13 protein-coding genes are annotated in these 14,586 nt (G+C 49.0%); all 13 read right to left on the bottom strand.

The window, feature by feature from the left end; all coding sequences use genetic code 11:
- Nucleotides 1–1,541: hypothetical protein (locus tag M0R35_06440; GenBank protein ID MCK9595300.1), on the bottom strand; the 1,541-nt coding region annotated here is incomplete at its 3' end.
- 17 nt (nucleotides 1,542–1,558) lie between these two features.
- Nucleotides 1,559–3,421 carry a hypothetical protein gene (locus M0R35_06435; protein MCK9595299.1) on the bottom strand — a complete coding sequence of 621 codons (1,863 nt, stop codon included), beginning with the start codon at nucleotides 3,419–3,421 and terminating at the stop codon, nucleotides 1,559–1,561.
- A 314-nt stretch (nucleotides 3,422–3,735) separates the two neighbouring features.
- Nucleotides 3,736–4,575, bottom strand: coding sequence for a PilZ domain-containing protein (locus M0R35_06430; protein MCK9595298.1), 840 nt, complete (start codon nucleotides 4,573–4,575; stop codon nucleotides 3,736–3,738).
- Between the two features lie 32 nt (nucleotides 4,576–4,607).
- On the bottom strand, nucleotides 4,608–5,834 hold the full coding sequence (locus M0R35_06425; protein ID MCK9595297.1) for a type II secretion system F family protein: 1,227 nt from the start codon (nucleotides 5,832–5,834) through the stop codon (nucleotides 4,608–4,610).
- A gap of 6 nt (nucleotides 5,835–5,840) precedes the next feature.
- Nucleotides 5,841–7,649 (bottom strand): GspE/PulE family protein, encoded by a 1,809-nt coding sequence (locus M0R35_06420; protein MCK9595296.1) that lies wholly within the window; start codon nucleotides 7,647–7,649, stop codon nucleotides 5,841–5,843.
- Nucleotides 7,642–8,259 carry a tetratricopeptide repeat protein gene (locus tag M0R35_06415; GenBank protein ID MCK9595295.1) on the bottom strand — a complete coding sequence of 206 codons (618 nt, stop codon included), beginning with the start codon at nucleotides 8,257–8,259 and terminating at the stop codon, nucleotides 7,642–7,644. The genes M0R35_06420 and M0R35_06415 overlap by 8 nt, the downstream gene beginning before the upstream one ends.
- Nucleotides 8,256–9,371, bottom strand: coding sequence for a hypothetical protein (locus tag M0R35_06410; protein MCK9595294.1), 1,116 nt, complete (start codon nucleotides 9,369–9,371; stop codon nucleotides 8,256–8,258). Before M0R35_06410 ends, M0R35_06415 begins: the two co-directional genes overlap by 4 nt.
- Nucleotides 9,368–10,768, bottom strand: coding sequence for a secretin and TonB N-terminal domain-containing protein (locus tag M0R35_06405; GenBank protein ID MCK9595293.1), 1,401 nt, complete (start codon nucleotides 10,766–10,768; stop codon nucleotides 9,368–9,370). Before M0R35_06405 ends, M0R35_06410 begins: the two co-directional genes overlap by 4 nt.
- Before the next feature lie 85 nt (nucleotides 10,769–10,853).
- Nucleotides 10,854–11,309, bottom strand: coding sequence for a hypothetical protein (locus tag M0R35_06400; GenBank protein MCK9595292.1), 456 nt, complete (start codon nucleotides 11,307–11,309; stop codon nucleotides 10,854–10,856).
- On the bottom strand, nucleotides 11,310–11,906 hold the full coding sequence (pilO, locus tag M0R35_06395; protein ID MCK9595291.1) for a type 4a pilus biogenesis protein PilO: 597 nt from the start codon (nucleotides 11,904–11,906) through the stop codon (nucleotides 11,310–11,312). It abuts the gene before it with no gap.
- Between the two features lies 1 nt (nucleotide 11,907).
- Nucleotides 11,908–13,686: a pilus assembly protein PilM gene (gene pilM / locus M0R35_06390; protein ID MCK9595290.1), complete on the bottom strand. Its 1,779-nt coding sequence runs from the start codon at nucleotides 13,684–13,686 to the stop codon at nucleotides 11,908–11,910.
- Nucleotides 13,687–13,692: 6 nt separating this feature from the next.
- Nucleotides 13,693–13,869 (bottom strand): hypothetical protein, encoded by a 177-nt coding sequence (locus tag M0R35_06385; protein ID MCK9595289.1) that lies wholly within the window; start codon nucleotides 13,867–13,869, stop codon nucleotides 13,693–13,695.
- A gap of 128 nt (nucleotides 13,870–13,997) precedes the next feature.
- A partial coding sequence (locus tag M0R35_06380; protein MCK9595288.1) for a hypothetical protein occupies nucleotides 13,998–14,586 on the bottom strand: 589 nt, incomplete at its 5' end.

Here is a 14,586-nt window from a genome sequence, read left to right as displayed (position 1 = left end):
AAAACAGGCCTTAAAGCTTCTAATTTCCGGTTTTCTCTCTGCCTTTCCTGCTCTTCCTGCGCAGCCTTTATCCGTCTTTGCTCTTCCTCTTTTGCCTTCGCCGCTTTTTCTTTCTGTTCCGCTATAAATCTCTTCTCCTCATCTTTCTTTTTTTGCGCTTCCTGTTTTTTTAGTAGTTTTTTCTGTAATTCCGCCTGCTCTTCCTGGGCTTTGATTATATCGTTCATGGCTTTTTCTTCCGCCGCGCTCCGCTTTGCCTCTCTCGCCGCCTTTTCTTCATTCTCTTTTTGAAGGGCCGCTTCCCGCATCCGGATCTCTTTTTGCCTCTGCAATTCCCCGGCCTTTTTCTCATCGGCTATTCGCTTATTTTCCTTCTGCCTGAATTTTTCCAGGTCCCTGACAACCTCTTGCCGTTTAGCCTCATCCCGCGACAGCTTTCTCCGGGCCGTTTCTTCTTTTTTTAGTTCTAATTCTTTGGCCTTTTTTTCGGCTAATAATTTATCCCGCTCCTGGCGCTTCTTATTCCTCTCTACCAGACGCGCCCGTTTCACCTTCAACTCTTCCAGCTTGCGGGCCTCATCTTTTTTCTTGTCCTCTTCACGCTCCCGCATGTTCCTCGCCTCTTCTTCCTGCTTCAGTTTCAGCTCTTGGGCCTTCTGGTCAGCGATCACGGCAGCCTGCGTTTGTTTCTGTTTCTCCATCTCGATCGCCCTGGCCGCCTTCTCTTTTAATTCTTCCTGACTTCTGGCTTCTTCTTTTGCACGGGCTTCTTCAAGCGCTAACTTTTTCCGTGCTTTTTCTTCCTGCTTTAGCTTAAATTCTTTAGCCTTCCGCTCAGCCAACAACTTATCTTGCTCCTGCTTTTGTTTCTCCATCTCTAATTGTTGGGCCTGTTTCGCTTTCAGCTCTTCAGCCTTACGCTGTTCTTCCTTTTTACGGGCTTCTTCCCTGGCCAATCCGGCTGCTTCCGCCTTCTTGAATCTTTCGATATCCCGGAGGACTTCTTTCCTTTTCGCCTCTTCCCTGGCCAGTTTTCTCCGGGTTTCGCGTTTCCGGCGGGATTCTTCTTCAGCCAGCTTTACCCGGGCTTTTTCTTCCTGCTTTAGCTTAAGTTCTTTAGCCTTCTGCTCAGCCAACAACTTATCTTGCGCCTGCTTTTGTTTCTCCATCTCTAATTGTTGGGCCTGTTTCGCTTTCAGCTCTTCAGCCTTGTGCAAAACCAGCGCCTGCGCTTCCTTTTCTTTCTCCCGCACCATCTCGGCCTTTAACAATTCGTCATAACGCCGCTGGGCCTCCCGGAGGCGCTCACGCTGCTGGTTTATCTCCAGAACGAACCGGTCCCTTTTATCTTTCTGCCGGGCGATCAGCTTCTCCCATTCGGTCCTTTCTTTCTCCAGATTTAATTCTACGGCCTGCCTCTGGTCAGCTTTTATTTCCTCCCCGGGAACATCCCTTGTATCCTGCGCCATGCCGGGGCAGGGGGCCAGAGAGGCTACCATCAAAGAACTAAGAATAAATCCAAACCATGCTTTATTTGTCATAGCCTATTCCTTCTTGCCTATTGGCCGAACGCCCCAGCCGAGGCATCATCGAATAATACATCCCCGTTTTTTCGTTCTTTTATAATATCCTTTTTCAGCTTTTTACTCAGGTCCCGCAGCCTCTCGCCTTTTTTTAGAAGGGAATCCACCGTAGCGGACAATTCCGCATCACGGGCCCGCTTCTCCTCTTCTATTAAAAGCGACAACTCCTTCTCATTCTGTTCTTTGGACGATTCTTCTTTTTTCTCCGCGATTATCGCCTCTAATTCTTGTCTTTGTTTCTCCAGCTCCGCCTTTCTGGCAGCGTCCCTTTTTTTGCTCTCTTCCCGTTTACGGGCTTCTTCCAATTCCTGTATTTTTTTCGCCTGCGCTTCCCGCTTTTGTTTCATTAATTCCAGCTCTTTGGCCTGTTTTGCTCTCAACTCTTCAGCCTTGCGCTGTTCTTCTTTTTTCCTGGCCTCTTCACGCTCGGCCTTCTTACGGGCAGCTTCTTCCTGTTTTAATTTGAGCTCTTTTGCTTTCTGCTCGGCTAATAATTTATCCCGCGCCTGCTTCCGCGCCGATTCACCGGCTTTCTGCTCAGCTAATATCCTATCCTGATCTTGTTTTTGTTTTATTGCATCATCCCGTTGTTTTATTTTTATAGCGATCCTCTGTTCGGATAGCTGCCTTTTACGTTCGGCGAGCTCGAATTTCTTTTTTTCCAGTTCGACCCCCCTTATCCGCTCCTGCTTCAAAAGTTCCAGGCTCTGGATATCCTGCCTGACGCGCTCTTTCTCCTGCGCTATTTTCTTTAACTGCTGCTCTTCTTGTTTTCGTTTCAAGTCCTCTGTTTTTTTTCGCGCCGCAGCGAGCATTTTATCTTTGCGGGCTTTTTTCAGCGCGCAGCCGCGTTGCTTGCGTTTAGCGGCATCCTGTTCTGCCAACGCTTTTTTATAACTCAATAGCGTTGCCTGTTTGGCCAGCGCATCCTGACGGCATTTTTCTTTCTGCTTGATCAAATCTTTCCTGGCGGCCTCTTCGCGCTTTTGGCATTCCGCTTGAAGGTCTTTAAGCTCCCTGCTCTTCCGGACCTTTTGTTCAGCGGCCGCTTTCGCCTGTTCCTCCCGCTGCTTCTCCAGCGCAAGCTGCTTAGCCTGCTTGGCCTTTAATTCCCCCTGCTTAACGGATTTTTCTTTTTCCCGGATTTCTTCAATCCGGGCTTTTTTACGGGCTACTTCTTCCTGTTTTAACTCGAGCTCTTTTGCTTTCTGCTCAGCCAGCAGCCTGGACTGCTCCTGCTTTTGTTTTTTTAGTTCCAGCTCTTGGGCCTGTTTTGCTCTTAGCTCTTCAACCTTGCGCTGTTCTTCTTTTTTCCTGGCCTCTTCACGCTCAGCCTTTTTGCGGGCAGCCTCTTCTTGTTTTAACTTGAGCTCTTTTGCTTTCTGCTTGGCGGCAAATTCTTCCCTTTCCAAGCCCTGACGCATTAATTCCAGCCGCAAATTATCTATCTGCATTGTCAATTGTTGTTTTTGCTCTTCCATCACCTTACGCAATTCCCCCAGGATCTTCTTCTCTTTCGTTACCTCCACCTCGGCGTCTGCCACCAGAGAGTCCCTAACCTGTATGGTCTTTTGCTTATCTACCTGCAGTTTCTTCTGCCTTTCCAGGCGGGTGATCTCTTTGTGTCTGCGTTCCAGGTCCAACTCTTCTTTACGGATCATCTCCAACTCGATCATCGCCTGGCGTTTCTTCAACTCCAATGCTGCTTTTTTGTTCTGGTAAAAATCCGGCGCGCGGATAACTGCCTTATCCGTCCCATTGCAGTACGCGTGGCCGCAGAGCCCGAGCATAAAGAAGAAAATACCTAAACTGAATAATTTTCTGTCTGGATTATTCAACGCTCCCCCTTATGATTTCTGTTAACCTGACAATATCTTCCTCAGTATATTGCCGCCAACGATTGATCAAATTTCTGCGCGCCTTGGGGAATACGCCTTTTTTCTCATAACGGAAAAGGGTCTGTTTGGAGATCCCCAGCTTTTGTGCAACCTCTTGAGCTGTAAAACGCGTGTCCCCTAGCATAAATTACTCCCTTTCGCAACTTAGTTTAATTATTCCAAGTTATATATAGGTATAACCGCCTTAATAATACTATTTTATACCTTTTGAATATATTTGTATATATTTAATTGCGCTTAATAGTTTATCAAAATCAATTCTGCTTATATTTCCCCTCTTTAGCTATTTGCAAGAGCTTGGCTTTGGCTACGTCATTTATTTCAATAAATTTAATTCCCAGGGTATACTGTTCAACGCTATCCATATAACTGTGCACTATTTCACCTAAAGCCGTTAAACCGCAAGATGTCTGCGGCGCACTAAAATCCACCAATATCTTAACCCCTTCAGGCAAAAAAAGCGGTATGCTTATTGCCGCAGAATTCCCTTTAGCGGATATATTGCAAGCCTTTCCGGCAATAGGCGAGGCTGATTGAACAAGCACCGAATCATCCTTAGGCTTTACAGTGACCGGCATTGTTAACATTAACCGTTCTGATTCCCGCCAGAGGCTTATTTTCCTCAACCGGTTGGGGGCGACAATAAAACTTGCGGCTTCGAAGAATTTATCATCCATTCCCCAATAAAGATCCAAAGCTCCCTGTATGCTGTGGGCATCACAGATCAGAGGCGCAATTATAAATCCGCTCATTTTCGCCAAGGCACCCATAAGGCCGGTATCAAACGGATTGCTGCAAGCGACGAATAACCTGTTCTTTATCTTGAATAACGGAATAACAAAATTCTGGATGCAGTAATTTTTATCCAACAAAGACAGGATCTCCCGGCTTATCCTGTAAGAGGCAATATCCACATAAGGGACCCCGCTCTCCCCGGCAAAAAAACGGCTTATATCTTTTTCGGAAAGATACCCCAGCATTACCAGCCCGGCCCAGACCGAACGGTTTATTTTAAGCGCCTCTTCTTGGGCATGCTCAAATTGCCCGATGCTGACCATTTTTTTCTCAACCAGCCTATTTTCCAGGTCTGTCATCCGCTTTAACCCCACGCTTACCCTTGGCCGCCTCAGCCCTTGAATACCTTGATCATATTCCACATCGGCAGGAATATAGCCAGGGCCATGCCCATTACCGCTAAACCCAAAACAGCCGTCATCAAAGGCTCGATCATCACGGTCAGGTTTTTGATGGTTGTCCTGACCTCCAGATTGAAATACTCGCACAAAGAATCAAGCATCATCGGCAGAGAACCGCTCTTCTCGCCGATAGATATCATATATCCTACAAGACGAGGGAAGAATCGGCTGCTCATTACTCCGCCGGAAATGCCTTTACCGTCAGCCACTTCCTGTTTTATCCTTTCGATCTCCTTGGTCAGCACAACATTGCCGATGGTCATCCCCACGATATCCAGTGTCTTCAGTACCGGCAAACCTGACTGATACAGGATACTGAGCATTGAGGCGAAACGCAGCATGGTTATTTTTGTATATACCCTGCTGATTATCGGAGCCTTGAACTTCAAATCATCCCAGATATACCTGCCCCGCCCGGTCTTTATAGCAGCCTTGAATAAAAAAAACAAACCTATAACGCCGGCGATGACCAGATACCAATAATGGGTCAGGACATTGCCTATTATTATCATTATCGTTGTCGGCAAGGGCAGGCTCACGCTCATTGTGGAATATATCCCGGCGAATTGCGGGATAACGAATACCGACAACGCGATAACCGCCATTATCAAAGCCACGATCACCATTATCGGATAACGCATCGCCGCGGATATATTCGTCCGGTTCTCCATATCCTCTTCCAGCATGTTGGAAAGCCTGAAAAGCACCTTGTCCAGGATACCCGCGCTTTCTCCGGCTACCACAGTATTGACGTAAAGTTGGGAAAAAACCCCGGGGTGTTTGGACATAGCCTGAGAAAGGCTGATACCTCCTTCCACATCGTGAATGACCTGATTAAGCGCTTTTTTTAAAGCCTGGTCGTCGGTCTGTTCAGCCAGCACGCCCAGGCCCTCAAGAATAGGGACAGCCGCTTTTATGATCACGGCGAACTGCCGGCTGAAAATGACCAGGGCCTTGGGGCTGACCGTCCCGGAATTATCTTTGCCGAAATTGAAAGAAACACCGCCTGCTTTGGGCTTGGCCTTGAACGCTATGCTTACCGGCATATACCCCATCTTGGCCAGCTCGGTGGTAACGCCGATCTCGCTGGCGGCATCCACTTCGCCTTTCACCATCCTGCCTGTGGAATCCACTGCTTTATATACATACGTGGCCATAAAACCTTAAGTCCTTTTCTCCAACCAGCTGGCTATCTTATTCTGGTAAGCGGCGATATCCGATTCCTTTACCTGCACCTGCTTGGCCGCGGGTTTAGCCGCCGCAATGAGAGGCTTTATATCTACCTCTTCGGCCGCCGCCGGTTTAAGATCAACATGCTCCTCGCATACGCGGGCTATCTCCTCGATCGTGGTTATCCCGGAGACGACCTTGAGCATTCCGTCCTGGCTTAACAATTGCATCCCTTTTTCCTGCGCCTTCTTGCGCAGGTTGATCGTCGATGCCCCGGATATGACCATTTCCCTTAATTCATCGTCGATGACCATCAACTCGAATATCCCGGTCCTGCCGCGAAAACCCGTCCCTTTACAATGATCGCAGCCTCTGCCTCTGTACAGGACAGGGTTCGTCTTGAGTGAAATGCCCCATTTATCCGCCAGGGCCCTGGATGGCGTGTATTCCTCTTTGCAATTTTCGCAGATAACCCTTACCAGCCTCTGGGCCATGACCCCGATAAGAGACGCTGAGATCAAAAATGATTCAACCCCCATATTGACCAACCGGGTAACAGCGGAAGCCGCGTCATTTGTGTGCAAAGTCGAGAAAACCAGATGCCCGGTCAACGCCGCCTGTATGGCAATTATCGCGGTCTCCAGGTCGCGGATCTCGCCGACCATTATCACGTCCGGGTCCTGGCGCAGCATCGCCCTTAAGCCGTTGGCAAAGGTTATCCCGGCCTTGGGGTTAACCTGGACCTGGCGTATAAGCCCAAGGCGGTATTCCACCGGATCCTCAATAGTTATAATGTTGCGGTCGATCGTGTTTATCCTCATCAGCGCCGAATAAAGGGTGGTGGTCTTCCCGCTTCCCGTCGGCCCGGTGGAAAGGATTATTCCGTAAGGCCTGGCGATAAGCCCTTCGTATCTTTTGAGCTGTTCAGTGGTGGAAAAACCCATTTTCTCCAGCCCGATCCTGACCGACGCAGTATCCAGAAGCCTCATTACCACATTCTCCCCGTGCAACGTAGGCATGGTGGAAACGCGCAAATCGATATTCTTATCCTCGATCTTCGCCTGGAAATGCCCGTCCTGAGGCACCCGGCTTTCCGCTATATCCATCCCGGACAGCACCTTTATGCGGGAAATGATCGCCGGCTCCCATTCCTTCGGCGGCGACGGTATCTCATGCAATATTCCGTCGATCCTGAACCTTATCCTGGTCAATTCCTGCTCCGGCTCGATATGTATATCGGAAGCCCGGTCGTGCACGGCCTGAGAGACTATCAAATCCACCAGCTTTATTATCGAAGGGCCGTCTGTCTTTGATCCTGCTTCAGCCTCGGTTGCAGGCTTAGCCATTCCCGAGATCAGGTCCTGGCCGGCCGCTTCCTCGGAATATAAACGGCTGCGCGCCTCCTCTATTTCATCCGGGCTGGAAAGATAGGCTTCAATAGTCATACCTGTCTGCATTTGAAGCTGGTCGATAGACAAAAGATCAACGGCCTCAACCATTGCCACATGCAGGACATTATCCTCAACTTTTACCGGCACGGACCTTGTCTGCTGAGCGAGGCTTTCAGGGACGACCTTCGCCAATGCCGCGTTTTTCTTAAAATCAGCCAGGCTCATATATTTAGAACCGGTATGCTTGGCGATCATCCCGTATAAAACCGGGCGGTCCATAAGTTTCAGGTCCAGGATCACCTTTTCCAGCGGACGATGCAATTTACCGCTTTCATCAACGGCCCTGTCCAGTTTTTCCCTGGGCAATGCGCCCGCATCCGCCAATATCTTTTCCAGTTCCGCGTCAATCATACGGCGTTATTCCTTTTTTTATTTCGTCGATCCACGAACGCACATCCCTAACATTCTCGGCCCGCGGGGCTAACCGCACGTACCTTTGATAACAGGCCAGCGCGCTCCTCTTGTCTACAAAATAATTCTCGTAAAGCACCCCCAGGTTATAATAAGCGTCTTTATCCTTAGGATTGAGCCTTATGGATTCTTTAAGGCTGGCCTCTGCCTGATTATATTCCCGCCTTTGTATCGCTTCGACCCCCCGGTTGTACAGATCATTGGCTTTCTTGGATCTGGCGCTTAAAGGTTTTATCGCGGTTTTCCGGGCAACTGGATTCACTTTTTTCCCCTCTTCCGGATTCATCTTCATTTCGCGCATGTAATCGCCCAAACCGCTGCCGGGGATATCGGTTAAAACCCCGTCTGTCAGCAACTCCTGGGCTTTCTTAAACGCGTCATCCGCCCTGTCGTAATCGCCGTCCTGCAGGAATAACTTACCCGATATATATAACTCGCTGGCTTTTTTTATCCTTTCTTCCCTCGAAAAACCGGGCTGTTCGGCTTCGATTGACCCGCCGATAGCTGCCGAGAAAATAAAAAATAGCGCCGCGACCATATATTTTTTCATTTCTTTACCGTGGCATTGCCTTCCCCCCCTTTGGGGATAAGTTCAACGTTTATTTTCTGGGAGGCCGGAATAGCCATTTTCGCATCATACCCCGGCCAGCCGGTATTGCCGAAAATATTCCCGATCCTGCTGAATTTGCCCTGCAATTCATTCAGCTCGCTTTTGGTCTCGTTCAACTCCGCGATCAACCTTTCTCTTTCCAACTGTGCATAGACGAACTGTTCTCTTAATACCGCGGATTCCTTGGTCGTTTCCTGCGCCCTGACTCGCATCAGGGCAAGCTTAGCTTCAACCTGATCCAGCTTCTCCTGCAAAGAAAGTATCTTTTCCGCGCGTTTGCTCAACTCAGTCTGATTTATCCGTATGGTCTCAAGCGCGTCCTGGTAACGTTTATTCAAACCGTTCATCTGATCTTGGACGCGGTTCAATTCCGATTTTAAAGTCTGGTAAGTGTCCGACCACGTTACCGGGATCGCCTGACCGGACAAAACAGTTAAAGGCGCGGATAATGCCCCCGGGTTATCCGTAAACCCGCTTTCCGGTCCGAACAACTGGGCCACATTCGTGTTTATCGCGCTGAGCTCGTCAACCAGCGCTTCCAACTGCATCTTTATTTGCTTATCCTTAACCTGCTTGGCGTTGATCATCATCAGCGCGTTCCCCACCCGGCTGAGCCTTTCATCCAGCGGTCTGGCAAAATCCAGTTTATTTTTTAAGAACGCCAATTCGGCGGAGATCTTATTATTCTTGGCCACGGCCTGATCAAGGGTTTTTCTTATTTGCCGCAGATGCCCCCTGTCGCCCGTCATCATCATGATCTTGCCGGCTAATTCTTTATTCTGCTCAACAGATTCATTTAAACGCTCCTGCAGAACAGCCATATGGGCCTTCAAGGAAACAGCCCCTTCGCCGGCTCCGGATATTTCCAAAGCCTTAAGCGCCTCTTTGAGCTGGCGCACCTGAACCTCGAGCTCGGCGACCGCTTTTTCCTGCGTGATCACAACCTTGTTCGAGCCATCCTGTGCGGACTTGTATTTAAATATATAATAAGTCGGCAACGAACCAGCGGCCAGGACCGCCAAGAACAACACAAAAGCGCCCCTGCGTTTCATTGCTCTCCTCGCTTTTCCAGCTTGAACGGGCGTTTTACAAGGGGAGCTTTATTATCCGCTTCCGCAGGAGCAGGCGCGGAATCGCCGCTGTCCTTGATTATATGCGCGGTAACAAAGATCAAAAGGTCCGTTTTTTCTTCCGGCTCTTCGGTGCTTCCTTTTTCATTGCGGGTAAAGAACCACCCCAACAAAGGGATGCTCCCCAATAAAGGTATCTTGGTTACGCTGCTGTCTTCCTTGTTCTTAACCAATCCGGCTATCACAATGGTCTGTCCGTCCTTTATCTGGACCTCGGTTTCAGCAGTACGGCTGGAAGTGATCGGCCTGCGGTTCACGTCCTCGCCTATATACTCAAGTATGTTGCTCACCTCGGGTTTTAATTTGAGCCGGATATGCCCGTCGGGGCTGATCTGCGGGGTGACCTCCAGGTTGACCCCCACATTTTGCTGTTCCCAACCGGTTATCTCCCATGCCCCGGAAGTCTCATTGCGCTCATACGTAGCCAAAGGGATAACCTTACCCACATTAATGGTGGCCTTCTGGTTATTCACGGTCATGACCCGCGGAGACGCGATAAGCTTGGTCTTGCTGCGCGTTTTCAGGAAATCCAGGACAGCGGCAAAAGAAGAAAAATCCAGCGTGCCGAAGGTAAAGTCGGATTTTGTGGTATATGGGAAATTTTGGGCGGAAGAAAAATCCGTGCTGGATGAAGCAGCCGAAGGAAGATAAGAACCGCTCGTACTCTTGGTGAACGGGAAGGTGATCGGCCGCTTAGAACCTGTGGCGGTGATGGTCGTCGTCCAATCAATGCCCAGTTTCTCGGTATTGGTAAGCGACGTCTCGATAAGCTTAGCCTCGATCAATACCTGCGGGGTAGCCTCATCCAGCGAAGGAAGCATGCTTTCTATTTTATTTATCACCATCAGAGAGTCCGTTACCACGATGGCATTGGACCGGCTATCCGCCTCGATCGAACCATCCGAGCCCAGGACCTTGGCTAATGTTTCTTTAAGCTTCATCGCGTCAGCGTTGTTCAGTTTGAATAATTTTGTCTGTTTGCCTTCGCGTTGCGCCTCTTCCTGGGTGGTAACCTTATAGACATTGCCTTTTTGGGTATAGGCGAAGTTATTCACGGTTATCACGGAATCCAGAGCCTGCTCCACCGTAACATGGTTAAGTTGGACCGTAACCAGGCCTTTTACCGATTCGGAAAACACGATATTCAGGTTATATTGTTTTGCCAACTGCCGCAGTATGTCTTTTATATCCACCTCGCGGAATTCCAGCGCCTCAATTACCATCGCATCTGCGGCCTGTTGTCCGCATAAAGCGCAAACAGGGAATACCGCCATATTGACGCATAGGCTTATTCCTAAGATAAACACTTTAAGTCTCATCTTTTAAACCCCGTTTTTTATACTGCCGCGGCATATAAAACCAGCCGTTTTGGTATTGATCCACTATAAACCCGGCGACATAAATTCATTCTTCCGCGAAAGTAAGATAAAAACTTTGCGCCCCTTTTTTAACCAAAACCCTGTCTTTCAAGACCTCGGACACTTCGTAATCCCCGATCTTGCCGCCTTTTTTGACGATCTCATCGTTGATAAAAGCGAACCCGGCCCTATCCGTGCCGTAAGATATACCCTGAAGCCTAAGTTCGGATATATTGGCAGCCCGGTCAAGCTCAGCCACAAAAGGATCCCTGCCCCAAGGGGTCCTTGCGCGCTCCGTCTGCGCCTGCAGATCCTTTTCATTAAAATACGCCGGTTTTGCCGGGGCATTGCCGCCAGGCCTTACAGAATCCGCCCTGCCGGACGTTTTACCGGTTCCCCCTGTCTTCCTGGCGGATTTTCCTTTCATATTCCCAATGAATACTATTAATAGGATTATCACACCAGCGGCAATAACCGCAAGTTCTTTTTTCTCCTTATTCATTCATAACTCCCAAACCATATAGGTGCTTAAAAGCAGCGTGGCCTGAATACCGGGCTCCGGGATATCGTTCTTTCCGAAGCCTCTGTGTTCATCGTTTTTTTTATCTACCGACAGCGATTCCAGAGAGAATGCGGCAGGCAATTCTCCCACTGCTTTTATATACTCCGCCAAAGGCTGATAACCGCAGTTCAATACCACCTCCATATAAACCTTGCTGACGCCCGCAGGCAAGCTGTTTTCCGAAGGCCTCATATCGTCGCGCTGCCTGATCGATATAACGTTAATATTCAGTTCCACGGCGGATTTGCCTAAGAGTTGGATAAGCCGCGGCAATTGTTTCTTGCTTAACCCCATATCTTTGAATTCCCGGACCTTCTCTTCCATCACCTGTATCGCTTTCCGGGGATCAGGCAGCCCGCGGATCAATTCCTGTGATTCCAGGAGGGTTTCCTGCTTGTTCTTCAATTCCGCCCTGGCACGGTCAACATACCTGGCGGCCGGCAAACCCAAACCGATATAAACACAGACCAGGACAAAGACCACCAGGGCAGGAAAAACAAAAACATAAGAAATGTTAGATCGGGTATTTTTAGGCATCTTAATAATTAAGCTGGCAGGCTATTTCGAAATCCGCTGCCGGCATAGGCGAATACATATCATTTTTGCTGGAAACCACCTCCACCCGCGAGAAATACGGGGACTCCTCCAGGGCCATAATGTATTGAGAGAGCGCAATATCCACTATCGTGTATTTCGCGTAGATCTTACCAAACAGGCGTATCTCTTTCGGGTCTTTCGCAAGGCCGCTGGAGATCCTGGTCAGGACAGCCTCTTTGGGAGTAATATTGCCGATCTCTTTCAACACTCCCCACCAGTAAGGTTGTCTGCCCTTCGCCTGCTCCAAGGCATCCTGTCTTTGCTCAAATCCCGCCTTTATCCGGCGGTATTGTTTCACCTGGCTGGCTGCAGGTTCCAGGCGGCTGATCTGCGCATCCAACTGGGCGGAAAATACCTTATATTTCCGGGCGGTAAAATAGCTGAAAGCGTATAGCAACAGGCTCATGCCCAGGATCAACGGAAAAGTTATTCTTAACACATTCGACAGGATCAACGCCTTATGTTCCAGCTTTTCCCGCGCCGGCAGGAGATTAACATTGCCGCCGCTTTCCAGGCAAAGCCCCAGAGCCACCGACAGATGGAAGGCCGCCTGCTCCATAACTAGTTCGTTCTTCAACAGACCCTTGTCCGCCCATCCATTTACAGCCTTCAGTATATTCAAAGGCTCCACGCGCTTAAGCGCCTCCAGGTTGAACAATAGGAACTTATCTATATTCCTAATCCGGGAACTGCCCCCGGTAAGAAAAAGCTCGCTGATATTCTCAGCCTTGAAGGTTTTAGAATAGTAACTGAAGGTCCGCGATATCTCCATAATCAGCTTTTCCAAAACAGGGCGCAGCATCGCCGAGATCTGCTCTCCGCGCAAGACGCCGAAATCCGTCATAAATTCCGCTTTAGCCTCTTCATCAAGAGGGATACCGCAGTTGCGTTTAAGTTTCTCCGCGTCATCTTTGCTTATGGAGATATTCGTATCTCCTATAGTTATTGTCTTTGCCAAAGCAAGGCTCAGCTGCTCTCCGCCTACCGGGATCTCACGGGAAAATACCAGACCGCTTCCTTTATAAAAGTTCAATAGAGAAGTGTTCGCTCCGATATCCAGGAGGCAAACGGTCTCCCGAGTAAACTCAGGCAAACAATAAGGCAGCAACTGCCCCAAAGCGTCCGGGATGGCGTATATGCCTATAGGCCGGATATTTAGACCCTTGAGCATCCGGACATTATCGTCTATATAGATACGGTCGGCGGCTATACAGGTCACCTGCAGAAACGTGCCTTTTTCCTCCCGCACCTGTCCGGTGACAAAAAAATCAAAAGCCACGTTGTTCATATCCAGTTGAAAAGGAAGTCGCTTCTTCAACTCTATTCCCACAGCGCCTTTTAAATCATTGCGGTTCAGATTAGGCACAGTCAGGGAAAATATAAACACACCCTTACCATATATGGCCAGCCGGCCTTCGGGATTCTTTATACAGGACTCGGCCATAAAATCCCTGATGAACGCCTGTCCGGATTTTATCCTTTCAGCGTGGTTATCCCGCACTTCCGGCGGGAATGCCTTGACCATGCAATTTCGGGCCGCATAGCTGTTCCCTTCTTTATGCAGTTGGATCATCTTTATATAACCGGACCCGATATCGATGCCGATCACATTTTGAGGAAATATCAAAGCGCCGATCATCCCTTTCAGGAAGAACTTTCGGGAATATGCCTCAGCCTGCGCTGCGCTTGCCTTTTCTTCTTCTGTCTTTAAATGATCCATATATTATTAATGCTTTCGAGAAGCCCTTACCTTTACTATCTCCAATTCCTTGAATATTTTATCCTGGTTATCGAGGACCTGGTCGAGTTTGTTCGATATCTCCCTGTTGGCGTTCGCCACATCCTGGGAAAGGCTGCCCAGCTTGATCTCGATCTGATTTACGCCTTCTATAAGATCCGGCATATCCGAAGGCTCCTCCTGCACAGGCCGCTGCGCCTTCAAATAACAACAAAGCCCGAGGCAAAAACCTGTTGTTATAACCGCGATATAAAAAGGTCTTTTAAACATTTCCCCTCCTTAAATATGCTTTGTCACTGTTCCTGCCAGGTCAATACCACCGGTTCGATGACAAAATAAGGCGGATCAGCCCGGCTGGCGGAATAATTCACTGTTATCGTATGGTAAAATTTCAGGTTATTGGCCATTATCGCGTTACCATAAAAATAATCGAATTGCGCGTCGCCGGTCTGCGTATAAACGAGCCCGTTAAAACTTCTCGCGCGGGATTTCTGTCTACCGCTCCCGCTTGTCGGCGGGTCCGAGATAATATCCCCGGTCTTTGTCGCCAGGTTAGGCGGGCTGGCCGCTCCGCTTCGGGTATTAGTAAGCATATTTATGGCGTTGCCGCCTTTGATCGCGATATCGCCCTCGGCAACGATATAGGTACGGTCAAAATAAAGGTTGTAATTGCTCAGATCTATCAACACGTCGCCTTTAGCCATACCGTTGCTTTTGATATAAATGATCCCTCTGTTGGTGTAGCAATAATAGTTGGTCCCGCCTATCCTGCGGTACCTGTCTGCGTCAGTTTCGCATATACGCTTGACTACCCTGACCGTATCGTTCTTCCAGGAATTACCGGCGACATTGCGGTCTAATTTAGCCCAGGCGCCATTGGCC

The organism is Candidatus Omnitrophota bacterium, from assembly GCA_023227985.1.
Classification (GTDB): domain Bacteria; phylum Omnitrophota; class Gorgyraeia; order Gygaellales; family Profunditerraquicolaceae; genus JALOCB01.
Note: the sequence above shows the minus strand (reverse complement) of the source record. Positions and strands in the feature narration are given on the sequence as shown.

Coding starts and splice junctions, on each gene's coding strand:
- M0R35_06420 (MCK9595296.1), bottom strand. CDS start 7,649: ATGATTGACGCGGAACTGGAAAAGATATTGGCGGATGCGGGCGCATTG.
- M0R35_06385 (MCK9595289.1), bottom strand. CDS start 13,869: ATGCCGGATCTTATAGAAGGCGTAAATCAGATCGAGATCAAGCTGGGC.
- pilM (MCK9595290.1), bottom strand. CDS start 13,686: ATGGATCATTTAAAGACAGAAGAAGAAAAGGCAAGCGCAGCGCAGGCT.
- pilO (MCK9595291.1), bottom strand. CDS start 11,906: ATGCCTAAAAATACCCGATCTAACATTTCTTATGTTTTTGTTTTTCCT.
- M0R35_06405 (MCK9595293.1), bottom strand. CDS start 10,768: ATGAGACTTAAAGTGTTTATCTTAGGAATAAGCCTATGCGTCAATATG.
- M0R35_06410 (MCK9595294.1), bottom strand. CDS start 9,371: ATGAAACGCAGGGGCGCTTTTGTGTTGTTCTTGGCGGTCCTGGCCGCT.
- M0R35_06400 (MCK9595292.1), bottom strand. CDS start 11,309: ATGAATAAGGAGAAAAAAGAACTTGCGGTTATTGCCGCTGGTGTGATA.
- M0R35_06415 (MCK9595295.1), bottom strand. CDS start 8,259: ATGAAAAAATATATGGTCGCGGCGCTATTTTTTATTTTCTCGGCAGCT.
- M0R35_06430 (MCK9595298.1), bottom strand. CDS start 4,575: ATGACAGACCTGGAAAATAGGCTGGTTGAGAAAAAAATGGTCAGCATC.
- M0R35_06425 (MCK9595297.1), bottom strand. CDS start 5,834: ATGGCCACGTATGTATATAAAGCAGTGGATTCCACAGGCAGGATGGTG.